General features: G+C 63.5%; 17 protein-coding genes. 9 read left to right on the top strand and 8 right to left on the bottom strand.

Annotated features, from left to right (window positions below):
- Positions 1-89: 89 nt before the first annotated feature.
- From cobW to LVS58_RS19535, 4 genes are all read left to right on the top strand, one after another.
- Positions 90-1,157: a cobalamin biosynthesis protein CobW gene (gene cobW, locus LVS58_RS19550; protein WP_233692405.1), complete on the top strand. Its 1,068-nt coding sequence runs from the start codon at positions 90-92 to the stop codon at positions 1,155-1,157.
- 3 nt (positions 1,158-1,160) lie between these two features.
- A complete protein-coding gene (cobN, locus tag LVS58_RS19545; RefSeq protein ID WP_233692404.1) occupies positions 1,161-4,922 on the top strand; it encodes a cobaltochelatase subunit CobN in 3,762 nt (1,253 codons plus the stop codon).
- A 1-nt stretch (position 4,923) separates the two neighbouring features.
- The gene (locus LVS58_RS19540; RefSeq protein ID WP_233692403.1) at positions 4,924-5,937 is read left to right on the top strand and encodes an ATP-binding protein; all 1,014 of its coding nucleotides are present in this window, start codon (positions 4,924-4,926) and stop codon (positions 5,935-5,937) included.
- A gap of 77 nt (positions 5,938-6,014) precedes the next feature.
- Positions 6,015-6,605 (top strand): vWA domain-containing protein, encoded by a 591-nt coding sequence (locus LVS58_RS19535; RefSeq protein WP_233692402.1) that lies wholly within the window; start codon positions 6,015-6,017, stop codon positions 6,603-6,605.
- Between the two features lie 106 nt (positions 6,606-6,711).
- Here LVS58_RS19535 and LVS58_RS19530 read toward each other — a convergent pair whose 3' ends face one another.
- Positions 6,712-6,978: a hypothetical protein gene (locus LVS58_RS19530; protein WP_003247923.1), complete on the bottom strand. Its 267-nt coding sequence runs from the start codon at positions 6,976-6,978 to the stop codon at positions 6,712-6,714.
- A 340-nt stretch (positions 6,979-7,318) separates the two neighbouring features.
- Between LVS58_RS19530 and LVS58_RS19525 the strand changes: the two genes are divergently transcribed.
- Positions 7,319-8,644, top strand: a complete 1,326-nt coding sequence (locus LVS58_RS19525; protein WP_010954363.1) for a sigma-54 dependent transcriptional regulator — start codon at positions 7,319-7,321, stop codon at positions 8,642-8,644.
- Between the two features lie 229 nt (positions 8,645-8,873).
- On the opposite strand, the gene LVS58_RS19520 is transcribed toward LVS58_RS19525, so the two are convergent.
- A complete protein-coding gene (locus LVS58_RS19520) occupies positions 8,874-10,874 on the bottom strand; it encodes a peptidase U32 family protein (RefSeq protein WP_233692401.1) in 2,001 nt (666 codons plus the stop codon).
- A 214-nt stretch (positions 10,875-11,088) separates the two neighbouring features.
- On the bottom strand, positions 11,089-11,469 hold the full coding sequence (locus LVS58_RS19515; RefSeq protein ID WP_003247927.1) for a RidA family protein: 381 nt from the start codon (positions 11,467-11,469) through the stop codon (positions 11,089-11,091).
- A gap of 136 nt (positions 11,470-11,605) precedes the next feature.
- Between LVS58_RS19515 and LVS58_RS19510 the strand changes: the two genes are divergently transcribed.
- On the top strand, positions 11,606-12,298 hold the full coding sequence (locus LVS58_RS19510) for a tRNA (adenine(22)-N(1))-methyltransferase (protein WP_233692400.1): 693 nt from the start codon (positions 11,606-11,608) through the stop codon (positions 12,296-12,298).
- A gap of 1 nt (position 12,299) precedes the next feature.
- Here the strand turns inward: LVS58_RS19510 and LVS58_RS19505 are convergent, their stop codons facing one another.
- Positions 12,300-12,560, bottom strand: coding sequence for a DUF2790 domain-containing protein (locus LVS58_RS19505; RefSeq protein WP_233692399.1), 261 nt, complete (start codon positions 12,558-12,560; stop codon positions 12,300-12,302).
- A 124-nt stretch (positions 12,561-12,684) separates the two neighbouring features.
- On the opposite strand from LVS58_RS19505, the gene LVS58_RS19500 reads away from it, so the two are divergent.
- Entirely contained in the window at positions 12,685-13,617 is a 933-nt protein-coding gene (locus LVS58_RS19500; protein ID WP_233692398.1) for a LysR family transcriptional regulator, read from the top strand.
- A 61-nt stretch (positions 13,618-13,678) separates the two neighbouring features.
- On the opposite strand, the gene yghU is transcribed toward LVS58_RS19500, so the two are convergent.
- Entirely contained in the window at positions 13,679-14,521 is an 843-nt protein-coding gene (gene yghU, locus LVS58_RS19495; protein WP_233692397.1) for a glutathione-dependent disulfide-bond oxidoreductase, read from the bottom strand.
- Positions 14,522-14,719: 198 nt separating this feature from the next.
- On the opposite strand from yghU, the gene LVS58_RS19490 reads away from it, so the two are divergent.
- Positions 14,720-15,766, top strand: coding sequence for an alpha/beta hydrolase family protein (locus LVS58_RS19490; RefSeq protein WP_233692396.1), 1,047 nt, complete (start codon positions 14,720-14,722; stop codon positions 15,764-15,766).
- Here the strand turns inward: LVS58_RS19490 and LVS58_RS19485 are convergent.
- The 3 genes from LVS58_RS19485 to LVS58_RS19475 form a co-directional block, all read right to left on the bottom strand.
- The gene (locus LVS58_RS19485) at positions 15,728-16,921 is read right to left on the bottom strand and encodes an MFS transporter (protein WP_233692395.1); all 1,194 of its coding nucleotides are present in this window, start codon (positions 16,919-16,921) and stop codon (positions 15,728-15,730) included. The genes LVS58_RS19490 and LVS58_RS19485 overlap by 39 nt on opposite strands.
- Positions 16,922-17,090: 169 nt before the next feature.
- Entirely contained in the window at positions 17,091-18,677 is a 1,587-nt protein-coding gene (locus LVS58_RS19480; protein ID WP_233692394.1) for an ABC-F family ATPase, read from the bottom strand.
- 20 nt (positions 18,678-18,697) lie between these two features.
- Positions 18,698-19,891 (bottom strand): site-specific integrase, encoded by a 1,194-nt coding sequence (locus LVS58_RS19475; protein WP_233692393.1) that lies wholly within the window; start codon positions 19,889-19,891, stop codon positions 18,698-18,700.
- Between LVS58_RS19475 and LVS58_RS19470 the strand changes: the two genes are divergently transcribed.
- Complete coding sequence (locus tag LVS58_RS19470) at positions 19,876-20,148, top strand: hypothetical protein (RefSeq protein ID WP_233692392.1); 273 nt, start codon at positions 19,876-19,878, stop codon at positions 20,146-20,148. The genes LVS58_RS19475 and LVS58_RS19470 overlap by 16 nt on opposite strands.
- The last annotated feature ends 14 nt before the right edge of the window (positions 20,149-20,162 follow it).

The following is a 20,162-nucleotide window of genomic DNA, read 5'->3' as shown; positions in this document are numbered from 1 at the left end:
GGGGTGATCCGGTGGCGAACAAGCCCGGCCGGCCTGGCACGCGGCTATCGTCCTGCATGCCCGCGCCACACTGCCAAGGGCAATGCGACATGAAAACACTGGCCAAGCTCCCCGTCACCATCGTCACCGGCTTCCTCGGCTCGGGCAAGACCACCTTGCTGCGCCACATGCTCGACAACGCCCAGGGGCGCCGCATTGCGGTGATCGTCAACGAGTTCGGCGAACTGGGCATCGATGGCGAAATCCTCAAGCAGTGCAGCATCGGGTGCACCGAGGAAGAAGCCAGCGGCCGCGTCTACGAACTGGCCAACGGCTGCCTGTGCTGCACCGTACAGGAAGAATTCTTCCCGGTGATGCGCGAGCTGGTGGCCCGCCGTGGCGACCTCGACCACATCCTCATCGAAACCAGCGGCCTGGCCCTGCCCAAGCCACTGGTGCAAGCGTTCCAGTGGCCGGAAATCCGCAACGCCTGTACCGTCGATGCGGTCATCACCGTGGTCGACAGCCCGGCCGTGGCCGCTGGCACCTTTGCTGCCTACCCGGATCAGGTCGATGCCCAGCGCAAGCTCGACCCTAACCTGGACCATGAGTCGCCCCTGCACGAGCTGTTCGCTGACCAACTGGCCAGCGCCGACCTGGTGGTGCTGAACAAGGCCGACCTGATCGACGCCGACGGGCTGGCCAAGGTGCGTGCCGAGGTGGCCGAAGAACTGCCGCCGGCGGTGAAAGTGATCGAGGCCAGCAGCGGCAAGCTGCCACTGGAGGTGCTGCTGGGCGTGGGTGCCGAGTCCGAAGCGCATATCGATGGCCGCCGAACCCACCACGATTCCCACCACGATGGCGACGATCATGACGATCATGACCACGACGCTTTCGATTCCATCTCCATCGACCTGCCTGAAGCCGACGAAAGCTTGCTGCTCGATGCATTGACCCAGTTGGTGGTGGAGTTCGGCATCCTGCGCGCCAAAGGCTTCGCCGCCATCCCGGGCAAGCCGATGCGCCTGCTGGTTCAGGGCGTGGGTACCCGTTTCGACAAGCACTTCGACCGCGCCTGGCGCGCTGATGAACCGCGTATCACCCGCCTGGTGCTGATCGGCCAGGACCTCGATGCTGCCCAGCTGGAAGCGCGCCTGCGCCAGGCGCTGGGCGCCTGACCCATGCACTTGCTGCGGACCCAGCCCGGTGGTTTCGTACCGGATGACAGCATTGCCGACCTCGGCCAGACACCCGCCGAGCTGGTGATTCTCTGCAGCGGCGATTCTCACCTGGCATTGCTCGCCGACACCGCCGAGCAATTGCCCGAAGATTTTCCCAGCCTGCGCCTGGCCAACCCGATGCAGGTGCAGAACCATGCCTCGGTCGACCTGTATGTCGACCAGGTGCTGCGCCACGCCAAGGTCATCCTGGTGTCGCTGCACGGTGGCGTTGGCTATTGGCGCTACGGCGTTGAACAACTGGCCGAGCTGGCCGCCCGTGGCGTGCGGCTGATTCTGGTGCCGGGCGATGACCGCCCGGACCCTGAGCTGACCCGCCTGGGCAACGTCCGCGGTGAGCAGGCCGAGCGGCTTTGGCATTACCTGCGCCAGGGCGGCAAGGCCAACGCCATCAACCTGTTCAACTGCCTGGCCAGCCAATGGCTGGGCCGCGACTATGCCTGGGACGAGCCGCAGCCTTTGCCGCGCACGGCGGTGTATCACCCCGCCAAGGGCAGCGCGACACTCGAGGACTGGTACCCACACTGGCACCCCGAGCAGCCAGTGGCGCCGCTGATGTTCTACCGTTCGCACCTGCAAGCGGCCAATACCGCGTTCATCGACGTCTTCTGCCAGCGCCTGCAGGCTGCCGGCCTGAACCCGTTGCCGATCGCCGTGGCCAGTCTCAAGGAAAGCGCCTGCCTGGAACAGGTCGAAACCTGGCTGGACGAGGTCGGCGCCGAAGTGCTGCTCAATACCACCGGATTTGCCCTGTCCAGCCCCGAACGCCCCAACCTGCGCCCGTTCCGCCGCGACATTCCGGTGCTGCAGGCCATCTGCGCGCAGGACAACCAGCCTGGCTGGGAAGCCAGTGAGCAGGGCCTGGGCGCGCGCGACCTGGCCATGCACATTGCATTGCCGGAGCTGGACGGGCGCATCATCACGCGCCCGGTCAGTTTCAAGGACATGGCCTGGCGCAGCGAGCGCAGCCAGTCCGACGTTGTCTGCTACCGCGCCCACCCCGAGCGCATGGACTTTGTCGCCGAGCTGGCCCGCCGCTGGGTCGAGCTGGCCCGCCTGCCCAACGCCCAGAAACGCGTGGCCCTGGTGCTGGCCAACTACCCGACCCGGGATGGCCGCATTGGTAATGGCGTCGGCCTGGACACGCCCGCCGCCGCACTCAACATCCTCAAGGCGCTGCAGGCTGAAGGCTATCCACTGGCTGACTTGCCGGGCAGCGGCACTCAGCTGATTCACCAGCTGCTCGGTGGCGTGACCAACGACCTCGACCACCTCGACCAGCGTCCCTGTGCGCAGAGCCTGAGCCTGGCAGACTACCAGGCCGCCTTCGAACGCCTGCCCGAGGCCAACCGCCAGGCCGTGCTGGAACGCTGGGGGGCGCCCGAACAGGACCCGATGTACCGCAGCGGCCGCCTGATGGTCGCCGGCCTGCGCTTTGGCTTGGCCTTCGTCGGCATCCAGCCGGCGCGGGGCTACCAGGTGGACCCTAGTGCGGTGTATCACGACCCTGACCTGGTGCCGCCGCACGGCTACCTGGCATTTCACTTCTGGCTGCGTCACGCATTTGCCGCTGATGCGGTGATCCACGTCGGCAAGCATGGCAACCTCGAATGGTTGCCCGGCAAAGGCGTCGGGCTGTCGGCGCAGTGCTGGCCGGACGCGCTGCTTGGTCCGCTGCCGAACATCTACCCGTTCATCGTCAATGACCCGGGCGAGGGTGCCCAGGCCAAGCGCCGCACCCAGGCGGTGATCATTGACCACCTGATGCCGCCGCTGACCCGTGCCGAAACCTATGGCCCGCTGCGCCACCTGGAACAACTGGCCGACGAGTTCTACGAAGCGCAGTTGCTCGACCCTCGGCGTGCCCGCGAGTTGCAGCGTGACATCCTCGAGCTGGTCAAGGCCAACCACATTGACCGTGAGTTGCAACTGGAAGGGCAACTGGACGATGCGGCGCTATGGCTGCCGCGGCTGGATACCTACCTGTGCGATCTGAAGGAGTCGCAAATTCGCGATGGCCTGCACGTGTTTGGTCAGTCACCTGAAGGGCGGCTACGCCTGGATACGCTGCTGGCGTTGCTGCGGGTCGAGCGTGGCGACGGCCGCGGCGGCAATGCCAGCCTGCTGCGGGCTTTGGCCAAGGCACTGATACCGGGCTGGGACCCGCTCGATTGCGACCTTGGGCAGCCGTGGCAGGGCATACGCCCCGAACAGCTGCAGGCCATGAGCAGTGACCCTTGGCGCACCTGTGGCGATACCCGCGAGCGCCTTGAGCTGTTGGCACTGCAGGTGATCGGGCAGGCGCTGGAAGGCACAGCACAGTTACCCGACCTGAGTGAGTGGCAACCGGTGCACGCTGTAGTGCAGGCCCTGTGCGAAGCGGTAGCCCCCAGTCTGGACGCCTGCGGCACGGCTGAAATGAATGGCCTGCTGGCAGCACTGGCCGGGCGCTTCGTGCCCGCCGGCCCCAGCGGTGCGCCCAGCCGGGGCCGCCTCGATGTGCTGCCTACCGGCCGCAACTTCTATACCGTGGACGTGCGCAACCTGCCCACCACCACGGCCTGGCGCCTGGGCTTCGCCTCGGCCAGCCTGATCCTCGAGCGCCATCTGCAGGACCACGGCGATCACTTGCGTCAGCTCGGCCTGTCGGTGTGGGGCACGGCGACCATGCGCACCGGCGGCGATGACATCGCGCAGGCCATGGCGCTGATGGGCGTGCGGCCTGTCTGGGCCACCGGCAGTCAGCGCGTCGACGACTTCGAAATCTTGCCGTTGAGCTTGCTCGACCGCCCGCGGGTGGATGTGACCTTGCGCGTTTCCGGCTTCTTCCGCGATGCCTTCGGTAACCTGATCCGCCTGTTCGACGCCGCCGTGCAGGCAGTGGCCGCGCTGGACGAACCGGACGACCTCAACCCCCTGGCGGCCCGCGTGCGCAGCGAGCGGGCTGCGCTGCAGGCTCAAGGTGTGGAGGCCGAGCAGGCCGCACGTCAGGCTGGCTGGCGGGTGTTCGGTGCCAAACCCGGCGCTTACGGTGCCGGGGTGCAGAACGCCATCGACGGGCGCTTGTGGCACAGCCGCGACGACCTGGCAGAGGTCTACCTCAACCACGGCGGCTATGCCTACGGCGGCAGCGACGACGGCACCCCGGCCCGCGCCCAGTTCGCCCAGCGCCTGGCCAAGGTGCAGGCGGTGCTGCAGAACCAGGACAACCACGAGCACGACCTGCTCGATTCCAACGATTACTACCAGTTCCAGGGCGGCATGCTGGCGGCCTCGGAAACCCTGTCCGGGGCGGTGGTGGCCAGCTACCATGGCGACCACAGCCAGGCCGACCGACCGCGCGTGCGTACCCTCAAGGAAGAGCTGAACCGGGTAATCCGCGCCCGTGCGCTCAACCCCAAGTGGATCGACGGGGTCAAGCGTCACGGCTACAAGGGTGCCTTCGAGATGGCCGCGACGGTCGACAACCTGTTCGCCTTCGACGCCACCACGCACCTGATCGACGACCATCATTACCAGGGGCTGGCCGATGCCTATGTACTCGACCCGGCGACCCGCGATTTCATGCGCGAGCACAACCCCGAGGCCCTGCGCGACCTTACCGAGCGCCTGTTGGAGGCCCAGCAGCGCGGCTTGTGGCAGGCGCCGGGCGACTACCGCGAAGCCCTTGAGGAACAACTGCTCGATGGCGAGGAACAGGCTTGAAATGAGTGAACCCGTACAATTTCCGCTGGCGGCCGTGGTCGGTGCAGACGACCTCAAACTGGCGCTGTGCCTGACCGCCATCGACCCCAGGATCGGTGGCGTGCTGATCGAAGGGCCGCGTGGCATGGCCAAGAGCACTCTGGCCCGTGGCCTGGCCGACCTGCTTGGCGAAGGCCCGTTCGTCACCTTGCCATTGGGCGCCAGTGAAGAGCGGTTGGTCGGCACCCTCGACCTGAATGCCGCGCTGGGGCAGGGCAAGGCGCAGTTTTCCCCGGGTGTGCTGGCCCAGGCCGACGGCGGTGTACTGTATGTCGATGAGGTCAACCTGCTGCCCGACACGCTGGTCGACCTGTTGCTCGACGTGGCTGCCAGCGGCACCAACCGCATCGAGCGCGACGGCATCTCGCACCGGCACAGCGCCCGCTTCGTACTGATCGGCACCATGAACCCGGAAGAGGGCGAGCTGCGCCCGCAGTTGCTCGACCGTTTCGGTTTGAACGTGGCGCTGGAGGGCTTGCCGGAGCCCGAGGCCCGGCAGCAGATCATTCGCCGCCGTCTGGCCTTCGACAGTGACCCTCAGGCGTTCTGCGCACACTGGGCTCAGGCTCAGGCGCAACTGCGCGAGCGCTGCCAGGCGGCGCGCCAGACCTTGGCCGACATTGCCCTGGATGACCAGGCGCTTGCCTGGATTACCGAGCGCTGCTACGCCGCCGGCGTGGACGGCCTGCGCGCCGACCTGGTGTGGCTGCGCGCTGCGCGCGCCCACTGTGCCTGGCGTGGGGCTGCAGCTATCGAAGAAGTGGATGTCGAGGCGGTGGCCGAATTCGCCTTGCGCCATCGCCGCCGCGTTGCGCCCCATGCCAACCCGCCGTCGGCGCCACAGGCGCCTGACCAGCAGCCCGGCGCCGGCAACCCTGGCGAACAGGGCGGGCAGGGCGACTGGGGGGCATTACCGGCACAGCCGGTAGCCAGCGGCGCCCGCCGCGAGGTGCCGAACTGGGCAAAAAAGCTCTGAGCATCCCCCAGCCACCAGCCAAAGGGGCGGATGCCAGAGCGGGCATAGGCAAGCAGAACGGTACCCGCCGTGGCCTTGTGCGAAATGCACCGGCCGGCCGGGTAGCCTGGCTGCCGACCTTGCTCAAAGGGCGGCCACGGCAGCGCCAGGACCTGTGCTGGCAGCAGCGCCAAGGCAGGCCGGAAGAATTGTGGCTGGTGATCGTCGATGCCTCGGCTTCAACCCGGCGCCATCAGGCGCTGGCACAGACCAAAGGGTTGCTGGCGGCATTGTTCGACCAAGCCTATCGCCAGCGCGCCCGCCTGGCCCTGCTGACAGCCAGCGGGCGCACGCCACAGTGGCAGCGTCACGGGCTAAAGGCATCCGCTGCCTTGCAACCTTGGCTGCAGGCCTTGGGGGCAGGCGGGGGCACGCCGCTTATCGCCGCACTGGAACAGGCCCGGCACTGGCTACAGGCACGGCAGCGAGCCCACCCGCAAGAGGCCTTGCGTTGCCTGGTGTTCACCGACGGTCGCCTGCAGCACAGCAATACCGTGCAGCCGATGCCGTGCGCCACATTGTTGGTCGATATGGAACTGGCGCCAGTGCGCCTGGGGCGCGCGCAGCGTCTGGCAGAACAATTGCGGGCCGATTACCAGCACTTGCAACAATTCAAGGTGGTGGATTGAAATAGCGTGTTGCGACAAGATGTCGCAATGGGGAAAGTTGCCACAACAGCAGCAGAGAAGTTGTACAAGTGCGTGACAGTGCACGCACTTGTTGTGCCGGCCGATATTACTTAGGCATCGACCACGGTTGCAGGTCGTAGCCCTTTTCACACAATTCGGCGCGCACTTCTTCAATCAGGCTGGCCCACTGGGCCGGGTCGGAGTAGATGCGCGACGACACTTGCTTGGCGCCGATGCGGGTGCTGGTCCGGTCGATCACTGCCAGGCTTAGCTCACCAGTACCATTGGGTGCATCCCAGGCAACGCACTGGAAAGGTTCGAAGGCGTGGTCGGCAATCAGCAGTGCTTCGTTGACACGGAGCGGGGCATTCATGGTTCGGTCTCTCTATGGTCCCAAACATCGAAGTGAGTCCGCGTTGCTTCAAAGTCGCCTCATTTATCGCGAAGTGCAGCGCGGGGTTATGTCTACTGATGCTCGTTGTTCGTGGGTAAGTCACACATTGGCTGTAAATTTTTTTTCAGGGTCGACGCTGTTCTTGCCTGCGCCGCCATGTGATGTCGATAAAGTGCGAAAATTCCCGTGGTGGTTTGTAAAAAAATGATTCGGCAGACAGACGGTACTGGGAACCGTCAACTTCGTTGCTACTGTTAAACGGGCGCCACAACTTGCTGTTTTACTTCAAAAAACCAAAAACTGGCGCCAAGGATCGGTCATGCAGCAGCCTGCCGCTCAACGCCGTTTGCTTATCGTCGACCCCTGCGACGATTGCCACCGCTTGTTACCTGGCCTGCGCAACGCAGGCTGGGATGTGGACAGCTGTATGCTCGGGGCTGCGCTGGACCACACGTGCGATGTCGGGCTATTGCGCTTGCAGGCTTCGCACCTGCGGCACCCGGACGCGGTCAAGGACATGATCAAGCGCAGCAACACCGAATGGATTGCCGTGCTCAGCGCCGATCAGTTGCGCATGCCGGCGTTCGGTGATTTTGTGTGTGAGTGGTTTTTCGACTTCCATACGCTGCCGTTCGACGTTTCCCGCGTGCAGGTAACCCTGGGCCGGGCATTCGGCATGGCGCGCCTGCGCGGCAAGGGGGCCGTCAAGGTCGATGAGGCGACCCATGAGTTGCTCGGCGAAAGCCGGCCTATCCGCGAGTTGCGCAAGTTGTTGGGGAAACTGGCACCCACCGAATCGCCTGTGCTGATCCGCGGTGAGAGCGGCACCGGCAAAGAGCTGGTGGCGCGCACCTTGCACCGCCAGTCGCAACGCAGCGAGCAGCCGTTCATCGCGATCAACTGCGGGGCGATCCCCGAGCATTTGATCCAGTCCGAACTGTTCGGCCATGAGAAGGGCGCCTTTACCGGTGCCCACCAGCGCAAGACCGGGCGTATCGAAGCGGCCGACGGCGGCACGTTGTTCCTTGATGAAATCGGCGACCTGCCGTTGGAATTGCAGGCCAACTTGCTGCGTTTTTTGCAGGAGAAGCACATCGAGCGGGTAGGTGGCAGCCAGCCAATCCCGGTGGATGTACGGGTACTGGCGGCTACCCATGTGGACCTCGAGCGGGCCATCGAGCAAGGGCGTTTTCGCGAAGACCTGTATTACCGCCTGAATGTCTTGCAGGTGGTGACTGCGCCGTTGCGCGACCGGCATGGTGACCTGTCGATGCTGGCCAACCATTTTGCCCATTTCTACAGCGTGGAGACCGGGCGTCGGCCACGGTCGTTCAGCGACCATGCCCTGGCGGCGATGGGGCGGCATGACTGGCCGGGCAATGTGCGCGAGCTGGCCAACCGCGTGCGCCGCGGGCTGGTGCTGGCTGAAGGGCGGCAGATCGAGGCGCAGGACCTGGGGTTGCAACTGCTCGACCCGGAACAACAGCCGCTGGGCACGCTGGAAGAATACAAGCAGCGCGCCGAGCGCCAGGCGCTGTGCGATGTGCTCAACCGGCACAGCGACAACCTGAGCGTGGCGGCCAAGGTACTGGGCATTTCACGGCCCACGTTCTATCGGTTGCTGCACAAGCACCAGATACGCTGAGCGGCGCTGAGGTACGCTTGCGCCGTTCTTTGAAGCCGCTCTTACAGGGAAACCACAACCCCCTGTAGGAGCGGGTTTACCCGCGAAAGGGCTGGGCCTGCTAGCCAATTTCCACCTGCCGTTCACCGTTGTCGCGGCTACCGTATTCGCGGCTAAAGCCGCTCCTACAGGGAAACCACAAGCCCGTGTAGCAGCGGGTTTACCCGCTAAGAGGCCCTGTCAGGCGACCTCAGTGCGGTCCGCGTGGGATGGTCTTGAGCAAGTCTTCCGGGCTGATATGCCCCACCACCTGGGCCACCGCGCTGCCCGGGGTCGGCAGGTCGATGATGTGACTCTTCATCTTGCCGATCACATGCATCTCGCACGGCTTGCAGTCGAACTTCAGGGTCAGCACTTCGTCACCCTGGATCAGCTGCATCGGTGCCACCTTGGTGCGCACGCCGGTGACGCCTTTGGCCTGCTTGGGGCACAGGTTGAAGGAGAAGCGCAGGCAGTGCTTGGTGATCATCACCGGTACTTCGCCATGTTCTTCATGGGCTTCATAGGCCGCATCGATCAGTTGCACGCCGTGGCGGTGGTAGAAGTCGCGGGCCTTCTGGTTGTATACGTTGGCCAGGAACGACAGGTGCGACTCGGGGTACACCGGCGGTGGCGTGGTCTCGGCCTTGCGCCCGCCACGCGGATGCGCCTGCACGCGTGCTGCAGTCAGTGCCTCGATGGCTTCGCGGCGCAGGGCCTTGAGCTGCGAGTTGGGAATGAAGTACGCCTGCGGGGCATCCAGTTCGATGCGGTCGGCGTGGTACAGGGTGGTGCCCAACTGGCCGAGCAGGTCGTGCAACTGCTCCAGTGCCTGCTGCGGCTTGTTGGCTACGCCGAACGGGCCGTCCAGGGCCACCTGCACGCTCACGCCTTCTTCACTGCTCAGGGTAAGCATCAAGCGCTGCTCGCGCAGTACCGCGTGCCACTCCACGCCGACCCGGCGCTCGGAGGAGGTGCGTTGCAGGGCCTGTTGCCAATTGTGGTCGAGGTTGCGCGACAGTGGGTGGTTGGGCCGCAGCTTGTGCAGGCCTTCCGGCATTTCGTTGGGTTCGACGCGATAGCGGTAGCGCTTCTGGCCGTCCTCTTCGAATTCGCCACGCAGTTCGGCGATGTTGGCACGGAAGCCCACCACTTCGCGCTTGACCAGCACATTGAGGCCGTCGCCGTTGGTCAGCGGTACCTCGGTGACAACCTGCATGTCACGTTTGCCGACCTTTTCCACGACGCCCACCGGCAGGCCGGTAAAGGTTGGCGAGTCGAAGGCGCCAATATCGACCTTGCGGTCGGTAACGAAGTAGTCGGTGCTGCCGCGGTGGAAGGTTTTATCCGGGTCGGGCAGGAAGAAGTGTTCGGTACGGCCGCTGGACGCGCGGGCGTACTGCGGGCGGTCTTCAAGGATGGCATCGAGCTCTTTGCGGTAATGGGCGGTGATGTTCTTCACATAGCCCATGTCCTTGTAGCGGCCCTCGATCTTGAACGAACGCACGCCGGCATCGACCAGGTCAGCCAGGTTGGCCGTCTGGTTGTTGTCCTTCATCGACAGCAGGTGTTTCTCGAACGCGACCACGCGGCCCTGGTCATCTTTCAACGTGTAGGGCAGGCGGCAGGCTTGCGAGCAATCACCCCGGTTGGCGCTGCGGCCGGTCTGCGCATGGGAAATGTTGCATTGGCCAGAGAACGCCACGCACAGCGCGCCGTGAATGAAGAACTCGATGGCGGCATCGGTTTCGGCGGCGATGGTACGGATTTGCTGCAGGTTAAGCTCCCGCGCCAGTACCAGTTGCGAGAATCCGGCCTGGTCGAGGAACTTGGCCCGTTCCAGGGTGCGGATGTCGGTCTGGGTGCTGGCATGCAGCTCGATCGGCGGGATGTCCAGCTCCATCACCCCAAGGTCCTGCACGATCAGTGCGTCAACGCCGGCATCGTACAGCTGGTGAATTAGCTTGCGCGCCGGTTCCAGCTCGTTGTCGTGAAGGATGGTATTGATGGTGGTGAACACGCGTGCATGGTAGCGATGGGCGAACTCGACCAGCTCGGCGATATCGCTGACTTCGTTGCAGGCGTTATGGCGTGCGCCGAAGCTCGGGCCGCCTATATAGATGGCGTCAGCGCCGTGCAGGATCGCTTCACGGGCGATGGCCACGTCACGGGCAGGGCTGAGCAGTTCCAGGTGATTCTTTGGAAGGGACATGTCGTTATATTTTCGGGCTGTCACGGTTTAGGCGGGCATTGTAGCGGTGAAACGGGCTGGCGGCATCATTGGGGTGCCGAGAGGTGCGGGATGGGTTGCGAGTAGGCGCAACTGTGGGAGCGGCCTTGGGTCGCGAAAGGGCCGCAGCGCGGCCCTGGCGATTGTGCGGTGAAGCAACGATGTTGGGGCGCTGCGCACCCCCGTCAAGCACAGCTCAGCGCTTGGCAGCCATCGCCGTCACTTCCACACGCATGCCTTCAAAGGCCAGTGAAGCCACACCCACCGCCGCACGCACCGGCCAGGGCTTGCTGAAGAAGCGCTGGTACACCTCGTTGAACGCTGCCCGGTCGGCCATGTCGGTCAGGTAGATGGTCAGGTGCAGCACGCGGTCCATACCGCTGCCGGCCTTTTCCAGGGCCACTTTCAGCGCCTGCAGGGTGCATTCGCTCTGCTCGACGATGCCGCCCAGTTCCAGGCTGCCGTCGGCGTGGGTCGGGATCTGCGTGGTGACCAGCACGCCGTTGTACTCGGCAACGTCCGAGGAAATGGACTCGGCGTCCGGGTCCGGCGTGTAGATGATGTCTGCATTTGCCATGGTGTGTCTGCCTTGCAACGGAAGGAAAACGGCAAGCCTACGCGAGCGCCTTCGCCCGGTCGAGGGTGCCTCGGCGTTTGAAATGCGCGGCGTTCGCCGTCAGAATCGCGGGTGATTGCAAAACCAGGGGTTTACGTTGAACGAACAGACTTTGTCCAGGCGCCTGGAGCGCGTGGCCGCTCATGTACCGCAGGGGGCGCGCCTGGCCGACATTGGCTCGGACCACGGCTACCTGCCGGTTGCCTTGATGCTGCGTGGCGTGCTGGAGTCCGCTGTAGCGGGTGAAGTGGCGCCGACGCCGTTCGCCTCGGCCCAGCGCAATGTGCGCAGAAACGGCTTGCAAGCGCAGGTAACCGTACGCTTGGCCGATGGGCTGGCAGCGGTCGAGCCGCAAGACCGTATCTCGGTAGTGAGCATTTGCGGGATGGGCGGCGACACCATGTGCGAGATACTCGAAGCCGGCAAGCAGCGCCTTGGCGGCGTCACGCGCCTGGTACTGCAGCCCAATGGCGGTGAGCGCGAATTGCGCCAGTGGCTGGCGGGCAATGGGTACCAGATCGTCAGCGAAGAGCTGCTACGGGAAAACCGTTTCGATTACGAGATCATCGTCGCCGAGCCGGGCAGGGCGGTGTATAGCGCTGAACAGCTGTACTTCGGCCCCGTGTTGATGCAGGAAAAAAGCGAAGCCTTTCTGGTCAAGTGGCGGCGCATGCTGCGGCAGAAGCAGCAGACCCTGGCCAATTTCCAGCGAGCCCGCGATGCGGTGCCTCAGGCGAAGATCGACGATTTCAATCAGCAGGTGGGCTGGATCACCCAGGTGCTGGCCTGACTTACTGCTGCGAGCAGTTGCCCATTTCCCGGTAGTCGATTTCGCGCTTCTGGCCCTGATGGTCGACGTACACCATGTGTGCGGTGCCCACCTGGCAGTCGGCGGCGTTGCTGGCCGGGGTGATGGAGATGACCTTGGCCACGTCCAGCGGCATGCCGTATTCATAGCTGCTGCTGACCGGCGGGTTGTTGCCGGCATCGGCAAAAGCACCGAACGAAGCGAAGGCAGCGGCAAGGGCAAGGACAGCGATCGAGCGTTTCATGACAGGCTCCTTTTTCTATGGATGACTAATCATCTATTCATTGGTCATCCACAATAAATGGGCTAAACCGTGATAGATTCCTGCCTGTAACGCAAGAATAAAACAATGTAAGGAGCACACCTTCATGGACATGCTGCATGCCATGCGTACCTTCACCCGGGTGGTGGAATGTGGCAGCTTCGCTGCAGCTGCCAATGCTCTGGATATTTCTGCAGCGCAGGTTTCGCGCATCGTTGCCGAGCTGGAGAACCAGCTGCAGACCCGCCTGCTGCACCGCACTACCCGGCGCTTGCGCATGAGCGAGGCGGGTGAGCGGTTTCTGGAACGTGCGCGGCAGATCATGTTGCTGACCGAAGAAGCCGTGGGCGAAGCGCGTGGGGCGCACCTCACACCTCGCGGCCACCTGCGTTTGCATTGCCCGCACGGCATGGGGCTGTTGCTGATGCCGCTGGTGGCCGGCTACAACACGCTATACCCGGACGTAGTGATCGAGCTGACGCTGTCGCAGCGCAATCCCGACCCGCTGGCCGAAGGGCATGACGTGGTGATCACCGTGGACGGTGCGCTGCCGGATTCGCAGTTGATCGCTGTGCCCCTGGGCAACATATTCAGCATCCCCTGCGCGGCCCCCGGTTACCTGGACACCCACGGTGTACCGGAGCGCCCCGAAGACTTGCACGGCCATCGTTGCCTGCGCATGGCTTACCCGATGTATGAAGGCGACTGGGTGTTCCCGCAAGGGGTTGATCAGTGTGTAATTGCGCCGAACGACAGCTTTTCCACTAATGTCGCCGACGCCATGCTGGTGGCCAGCGAGCTGGGTATGGGCATTGGCCTGCTGCCGTTCTACACCGCCAGCGAGGCGATTGAGCAGGGGCGCTTGCGGCGGTTGTTGGCACCGTATCGGCTGAGGGAGAGTGCGCTGTATGCAATGTATCCGTCGCGCCACTACCTGGATGCCAAGGTACGCACCTGGATTGACTACCTCAAGGAACAGCTGCCGGCGCTGTTCGAGGGACATACCAGGGTGGTGGATGATGCGCAGTATTGGCGCTGAGGTGAAAAGTTTGCCGCGGGCACATTTGTGGGAGCGGGCAAGCCCGCTCCCAAGGTCCGGGTCAGTCGGCTAAATCCTGCGCTGCATGCCGCTCTGGCACCTGGCTGGCCTCATCCCCCCAGGTACGGTTGACCCGGGTGCCGCGCTGCACGGCTGGGCGCAGGGCGATTTCCTCAGCCCAGCGCTGCACATGCGGGTATTCGTGCACCGCCAGGAATTGCGCTGCGTCATACAGGTTGCCGCGTACCAGCTGGCCATACCACGGCCACACGGCAATATCAGCAATACTGTATGCCTCGCCGCCCAGATAACGGCTCTCGGCCAGGCGCCGATCCAGTACGTCCAGCTGGCGCTTGGCCTCCATGGTGAAGCGGTTGATGGCGTACTCGAACTTTTCCGGGGCATACACGTAGAAGTGGCCAAAACCACCGCCCAGGTAAGGCGCCGCACCCATCTGCCAGAACAACCAGTTCAGGCATTCGGTGCGCGCAGCCGGCGATTTTGGCAGCAAAGCACCGAACTTTTCGGCCAGGTACAGCAGGATCGAACCTGATTCGAACACCCGCACCGGCGGCTCCACGCTGCGGTCGAGCAGCGCGGGAATCTTCGAGTTGGGGTTGACCTGGACGAAGCCACTGGAAAACTGATCACCCTCGCCGATGCGGATCAGCCAGGCGTCGTATTCGGCACCGGCGTGGCCCAGGGCAAGCAGCTCTTCAAGGGCAATGGTGACCTTGACGCCATTGGGTGTGGCCAGGGAATACAGCTGCAGCGGGTGCTTGCCCAGTGGCAGATCCTTGTCGTGAGTCGGGCCGGCTACCGGGCGGTTGATGCTGGCGAACTGGCCGCCGGACGCTGCGTCGTTGCGCCAGACTTTGGGTGGCACGTAGGCAGGCTTGCTCATGCATGAATCTCCTTCAATGGCGCGAAACGGTCACATGAATACGTGACCTGCATCTATGCCACGGGTTCGACACAATGCGCAAATGCACAGTGCGCAAGCGCAGCCTGCATGACGGCGGTTTCATCCAGTTTTCATCCGGTACAAGCCCGGCCGGTTTTATGCTGGGTTATCACTTCGTCCTGCAAGGAGCCGCTGGCGATGGCTATTGCACGCTGCGTGTTGGCGCTGGTCCTGCTCGGCGGCCTGCTGGCTCGCGCCGAGGCCGCGCCGTGGGTTGCCGGGCTGCACACTATGACCTTGACCGACCCGGTCGATAGCCGCCCGATGCAAGCGCTGGCGTTCTACCCGGCCATTGGCAAAACCCGTAGCAGGCGTATAGATGGGTATCCCGTCGAGGTGGCCGAAGAGGTGCCCGTCGCCATGGGGCGATTCCCGTTGCTGGTCCTGTCTCACGGCAATACGGGCAGCCCATTGGCCTTGCATTACCTGGCCACGTCGCTGGCGCGCCAAGGGTTCGTGGTGGTGGCGGTGGTGCACCCTGGGGACAACGTGCGCGACCACAGTCGCCTTGGCACCCTGAGCAATCTTTATGGACGGCCGCTACAAGTCAGCGCGGCGATCACCGCAGCGCGTGATGATGCAGTGCTCGGGCCGTATCTGAATGAAGGCAAGGTGGGCGTGATCGGCTACTCGGCCGGCGGAGAAACCGCGTTGATCCTGTCTGGCGCACGCCCCGACCTGGACCGTCTGCGTCAGTACTGCCTGGAACGCCCGAATGACGCAGACGCCTGCAGGACCCACGGCGTACTGATTGCCGACCGCAGCGAACTGGTGCCCGAGACCGACCCGCGAGTGGGGGCAGTCATGTTGATGGCGCCGCTGAGCCTGTTGTTCGGGCGCCATGCGCTGGCTGGGGTACAGGTTCCGGCACTGATCTACAGTGGCGACAGCGATCAGCTTGTGGCGGTAGACCGTAATGCCGAGGCCCTAGCCCGCAAACTGCCGGTCACACCGGACTACCGCCTGTTGGCCGGTGCCGGGCATTTCGTGTTCATGGCCCACTGCGATGCCGAGCAGTACGCGCGAATGCCGGCGCTGTGCAAGGACGCCGACGGCGTTGACCGCCGGCATATCCATCATTCGCTGCAGCGAGAAACGGCAGCGTTCTTCAGCCAGGCGTTGGGGGCGCCAGCGCCGGCTGAGCGTTCAGCTACGACGGGCGCGCCGCGCCAGCCACAACGTTAGGCCGACTCCGGCCAGGGCGAGCAGGGCAGCCACGCAGAAGATCGAAGCATACCCAAGGTGGACAGCCACGGCACCCATCACCGGGCCGGCAATGGCCAAGGCCATGTCGAAAAATACGGCATAGGCGCCCAGCCCGGCACCGCGGCTGCTGCTGGGGACTTGCTTGATGGCCTCCACGCCCAATGCCGGGTACACCAGCGACAGACCGAAACCGGTCAGCCCGGCGCCAACCAGCGCCCAGAGCGGCGAGGGCGCCAGCCACAGAAGGCTCAGGCCAAGCACTTCGGTGGCCATGCAGGCGACCGCTACGTTGTAGCCACCAAAGCGGTTGACCGCGTTGACGAACAGCAGCCGCGAAATGATGAAGCACACGCCGAACGCACTCAGGCACCAGGCCGCGCCGGCCCAGCCGCGCTCGAGGTAATACAGGGTGACGAAGGTGGTCAAGGTGCCGTAGCCGATCGAAGCCAGGGTCAAACCCAGGCCACACGGGGCAACCCGGCCGAACGCCGACCAGAAGGGCAGCCGCTCGCCGCGCACCACGACCACGTCGGGGCGCTTGCGAAGCACCAGCAAGGCAAGGGTTGCCAGCACCAGCAAAGCCGGCCCCAGCACGCTGAAGTCCAGCCCGTCCACGGCCAGAACGCCGATCGGCGCACCGATGGCGATCGCGCCATAGGAGGCGATGCCGTTCCACGAGATCACCCTGGCAGTGTGTTCGGCGCCCACCTGGCTGATGCCCCAGCTCAAGGTGGCCACACCGATCAGCCCTTGGGCGATGCCCAGCAGCAAACGTCCAACCAGTAGCAGTGCCAGGCTCAGCAGCGGCAAGGTGAGGGTCCAGGCTGACAGCAACGTCAACACCCCGCAACCGGCAATGCCCAGTAGGCCAAAGCGGATGGCCTGTTTCCCTCCCAAGGTGTCCGCCACCCTTCCTGCAAACGGGCGGCTCAGCAGCGTGGCCAGGTACTGCAGGCCAATGGTTACACCGGCGATCACTGCGCCAAAGCCGAGCTGGTCGTGCACATAGCTGGGCAGTACCGCAATCGGCAGGCCGATGCAGAGGAAGGCAATGAAGGTATAGAAAACGATCGACAGGATCTGCAGGGTGATGTGCAGCGTGTTACTGGCGTGGGCAGGTTGTTGCGCGGTCATGGGCTCTTTCGCGGGCGGGCGGTTGGGCGTGGACCCATCATGGCCGTTGCGCAAAGGAAAAGAAAGCAGGCTAACGAATTATTCGTCGGGTCGTGCCCGTCGGTGGGGGCTTCGCGGGCTTGCCCACGATGAGGCCCGGCCATACGAGATGGCCAGGCCGTCCCATCAATCAGACCAGCACACCTTGGCTACGCAGGTAGTCGTCGTAGGTGCCACTGAAGTCCACCACACCATCGGCCGACAGCTCGATGATGCGCGTGGCCAGCGACGACACGAACTCGCGGTCGTGGCTGACGAACAGCAGGGTGCCCGGGTAGTTTTCCAGCGCCAGGTTCAGCGCTTCGATCGATTCCATGTCCAGGTGGTTGGTCGGCTCGTCCATCACCAGCACGTTCGGCTTCTGCAAAATCAGCTTGCCGAACAGCATGCGACCTTGTTCACCACCGGAAATCACCTTCACCGACTTGAGGATTTCGTCGTTGGAGAACAGCATGCGCCCCAGGGTGCCGCGGATAACCTGCTCGCCAGAGGTCCACTGGCCCATCCAGTCGAACAGGGTCATGTCGTCTTCGAAGTCGTGGGCGTGGTCCTGGGCGTAGTAGCCCACTTCGGCGCTGTCGGTCCACTTCACCGAACCCGCATCCGGGGTCATCTCGCCGACCAGGGTGCGCAGCAGGGTGGTCTTGCCAATGCCGTTGGGGCCGATGATCGCAACGCGCTCGCCCGCTTCGACGGTGATGTCGAAGTTCTTGAACAGCACCTTGTCGTCGAAGGCTTTGGACATTTTCTCGACAACCACAGCCTGGCGGTGCAATTTCTTCGCCTGTTCGAAACGAATGAACGGGCTGACGCGACTGGACGGCTTGACCTCGGCCAGCTGGATCTTGTCGATCTGCTTGGCACGTGAAGTGGCCTGCTTGGCTTTGGAGGCGTTGGCCGAGAAGCGGCTGACGAAGGTCTGCAGCTCGGCGATCTGGGCTTTCTTCTTGGCGTTGTCCGACAGCAGCTGCTCACGCGACTGGGTGGCCGCGGTCATGTACTCGTCATAGTTACCCGGGAACAGGCGCAGCTCACCGTAGTCCAGGTCAGCCATGTGGGTGCAGACGCTGTTGAGGAAGTGCCGGTCGTGGGAAATGATGATCATGGTGCTGTTACGCGCCGTGAGGATCGTTTCCAGCCAGCGGATGGTGTTGATGTCCAGGTGGTTGGTCGGTTCGTCGAGCAGCAGCACGTCCGGGTCCGAGAACAGCGCCTGGGCCAGCAGTACACGCAGCTTCCAGCCCGGTGCCACTTCGCTCATCGGGCCGAAGTGCTGCTCCAGCGGAATACCCAGGCCCAGCAGCAGTTCACCGGCGCGGGACTCGGCGGTGTAGCCGTCCATTTCGGCGAATTCGGTTTCCAGCTCGGCGACAGCCATGCCGTCTTCTTCGGTCATTTCCGGCAGCGAGTAGATACGGTCACGCTCGGCTTTGACTTTCCACAGCTGGCCGTGGCCCATGATCACCGTGTCGATCACGGTGAATTCCTCGTAGGCGAACTGGTCCTGGCGCAGCTTGCCCAGGCGGGTGTTCGGCTCAAGCATGACCTGGCCACCGGAAGGCTCCAGGTCACCGCCGAGGATTTTCATGAAGGTCGACTTGCCGCAACCGTTGGCGCCGATCAGGCCGTAGCGGTTGCCGTTGTTGAATTTGACGGAAACGTTTTCGAACAGCGGCTTGGAGCCGAACTGCATGGTGATGTTAGCGGTGGAGATCAAAGGGCTTACCTATCAGTAACTTACGACGCTGGATTTTCAGCTGATACCGATTTGATACCAATCTTGAGTTTTTCCAGCTCGCTCCAGTCGGAGCTTGAGTTAAGCCAACGGGCATACGTCGACAGCAGCATTTGCACGCTGTGACCCAGCTGTTGGGCGATAAATGCGGGGTTGAGGCCGGACATTAAGCATATTGTCGCATAGGTGTGACGGCAGTTGTATGGGGGCCGACGCCTGATGCCCAATTCCTTGAGCACCGGCACCCACTGCTTGTGCAGGTCGGACGTCTGCCTCACGTACTCCGCGTTCTTCGATGGCGGGAACACGAACGGGCTTACGGTCACCGCTCCCTTCCCATGCTTGCGGCGCTCGGCGTACTCCCTGGCATACTGAATCGCCCGCAAAGCCCTCTCGTTCAGTAGGACGAACCGATCCCTCCCTGTCTTCGTCCTTTCCTCAACCTCGCCCAGTGCGACGGTCCTTTTGACGTGCACCGTCTTCTTCTCTTCATCGATCACATCCCATCGTACTGCCAGCGCCTCTGAGAGCCGCAAACCTGTGAAGAACATGAACTCGAAGAGTGCTGCGTAAATCCGGCTCGGCCAGTGCTTGTGCTCGTAGAGCTTGGCGATGATGGTGTTGGCCTCGTCGAGCGTGAACGGATCAATTTCCTTTTTCGACCGCTTCGGCAACTCGATCACCTCGGCCGGGTTCTTCGTCAGCAACCCTTCGCGCGCGGCGGCGGCCAAGATCGTCGACAACCTGGTGATAGCGTTGCGCTTCACGTTCGCTGAGGTCCATTCAGTTTCGGTGATGATGCGCCGGATCAGGGTGGTGGTGATAAGGTCAAGACGCACCATGGCCAGGCGCGGTACCCAATACAGGTTCAATGCGCTCTTGTAGTTGTTGTGCGTGCCTTGGGTGATCTCGCGGCTATCCAGCCAGAGCTGAGCGTACTCACCGAAGGTCGGCTTGCCGCCGACCACGGTTTGGGAGCCTGGGAACAGCTCCGCGTACTTGTCCTGGTCGAGCAGCCCGAGCCTGTTGAGGCTGGTTACCTGATCGCGAAGGACGGATGCAGCTTTGACGCCTTTTTGTGTCGCGGGGAAGGGGAGCGTTTCACATCGACGGATACCGTCCCATGTGAAACGAATGCGGAGGGAGCCACGGAAGACTTCGATCCCTCTGGGTAAATCCATTGGCTTTCCAGCCATTCGTCATACCTCTTCTTGCTGTAGATGATCCGGCCGCCGTGCTTGATCCAGACGCCTTCGGGAATGGTGCCGCGCTGGCGGCGGTGCTCCAGGGAGCGCTTGGTGCAGCCGAGCAGGTCAGCCATGCGTTGTTCGGTGACTTTGTCGACGTCACCGGTACTTTGGGTTTCCATGGGATGGTCTCCACGCCGGTAGCTGCGGAATTTGGCGAAGTCAAGGAGGAAGAGCATCTGACTTGCAATGGTCGCGAAACTTGAATGCAAAGCATGGC

Origin of the sequence: Pseudomonas sp. JR33AA, from assembly GCF_021378985.1 — a bacterium.
GTDB classification, from domain to species: domain Bacteria; phylum Pseudomonadota; class Gammaproteobacteria; order Pseudomonadales; family Pseudomonadaceae; genus Aquipseudomonas; species Aquipseudomonas alloputida.
This window is presented reverse-complemented; position numbering and strand designations above follow the sequence as displayed.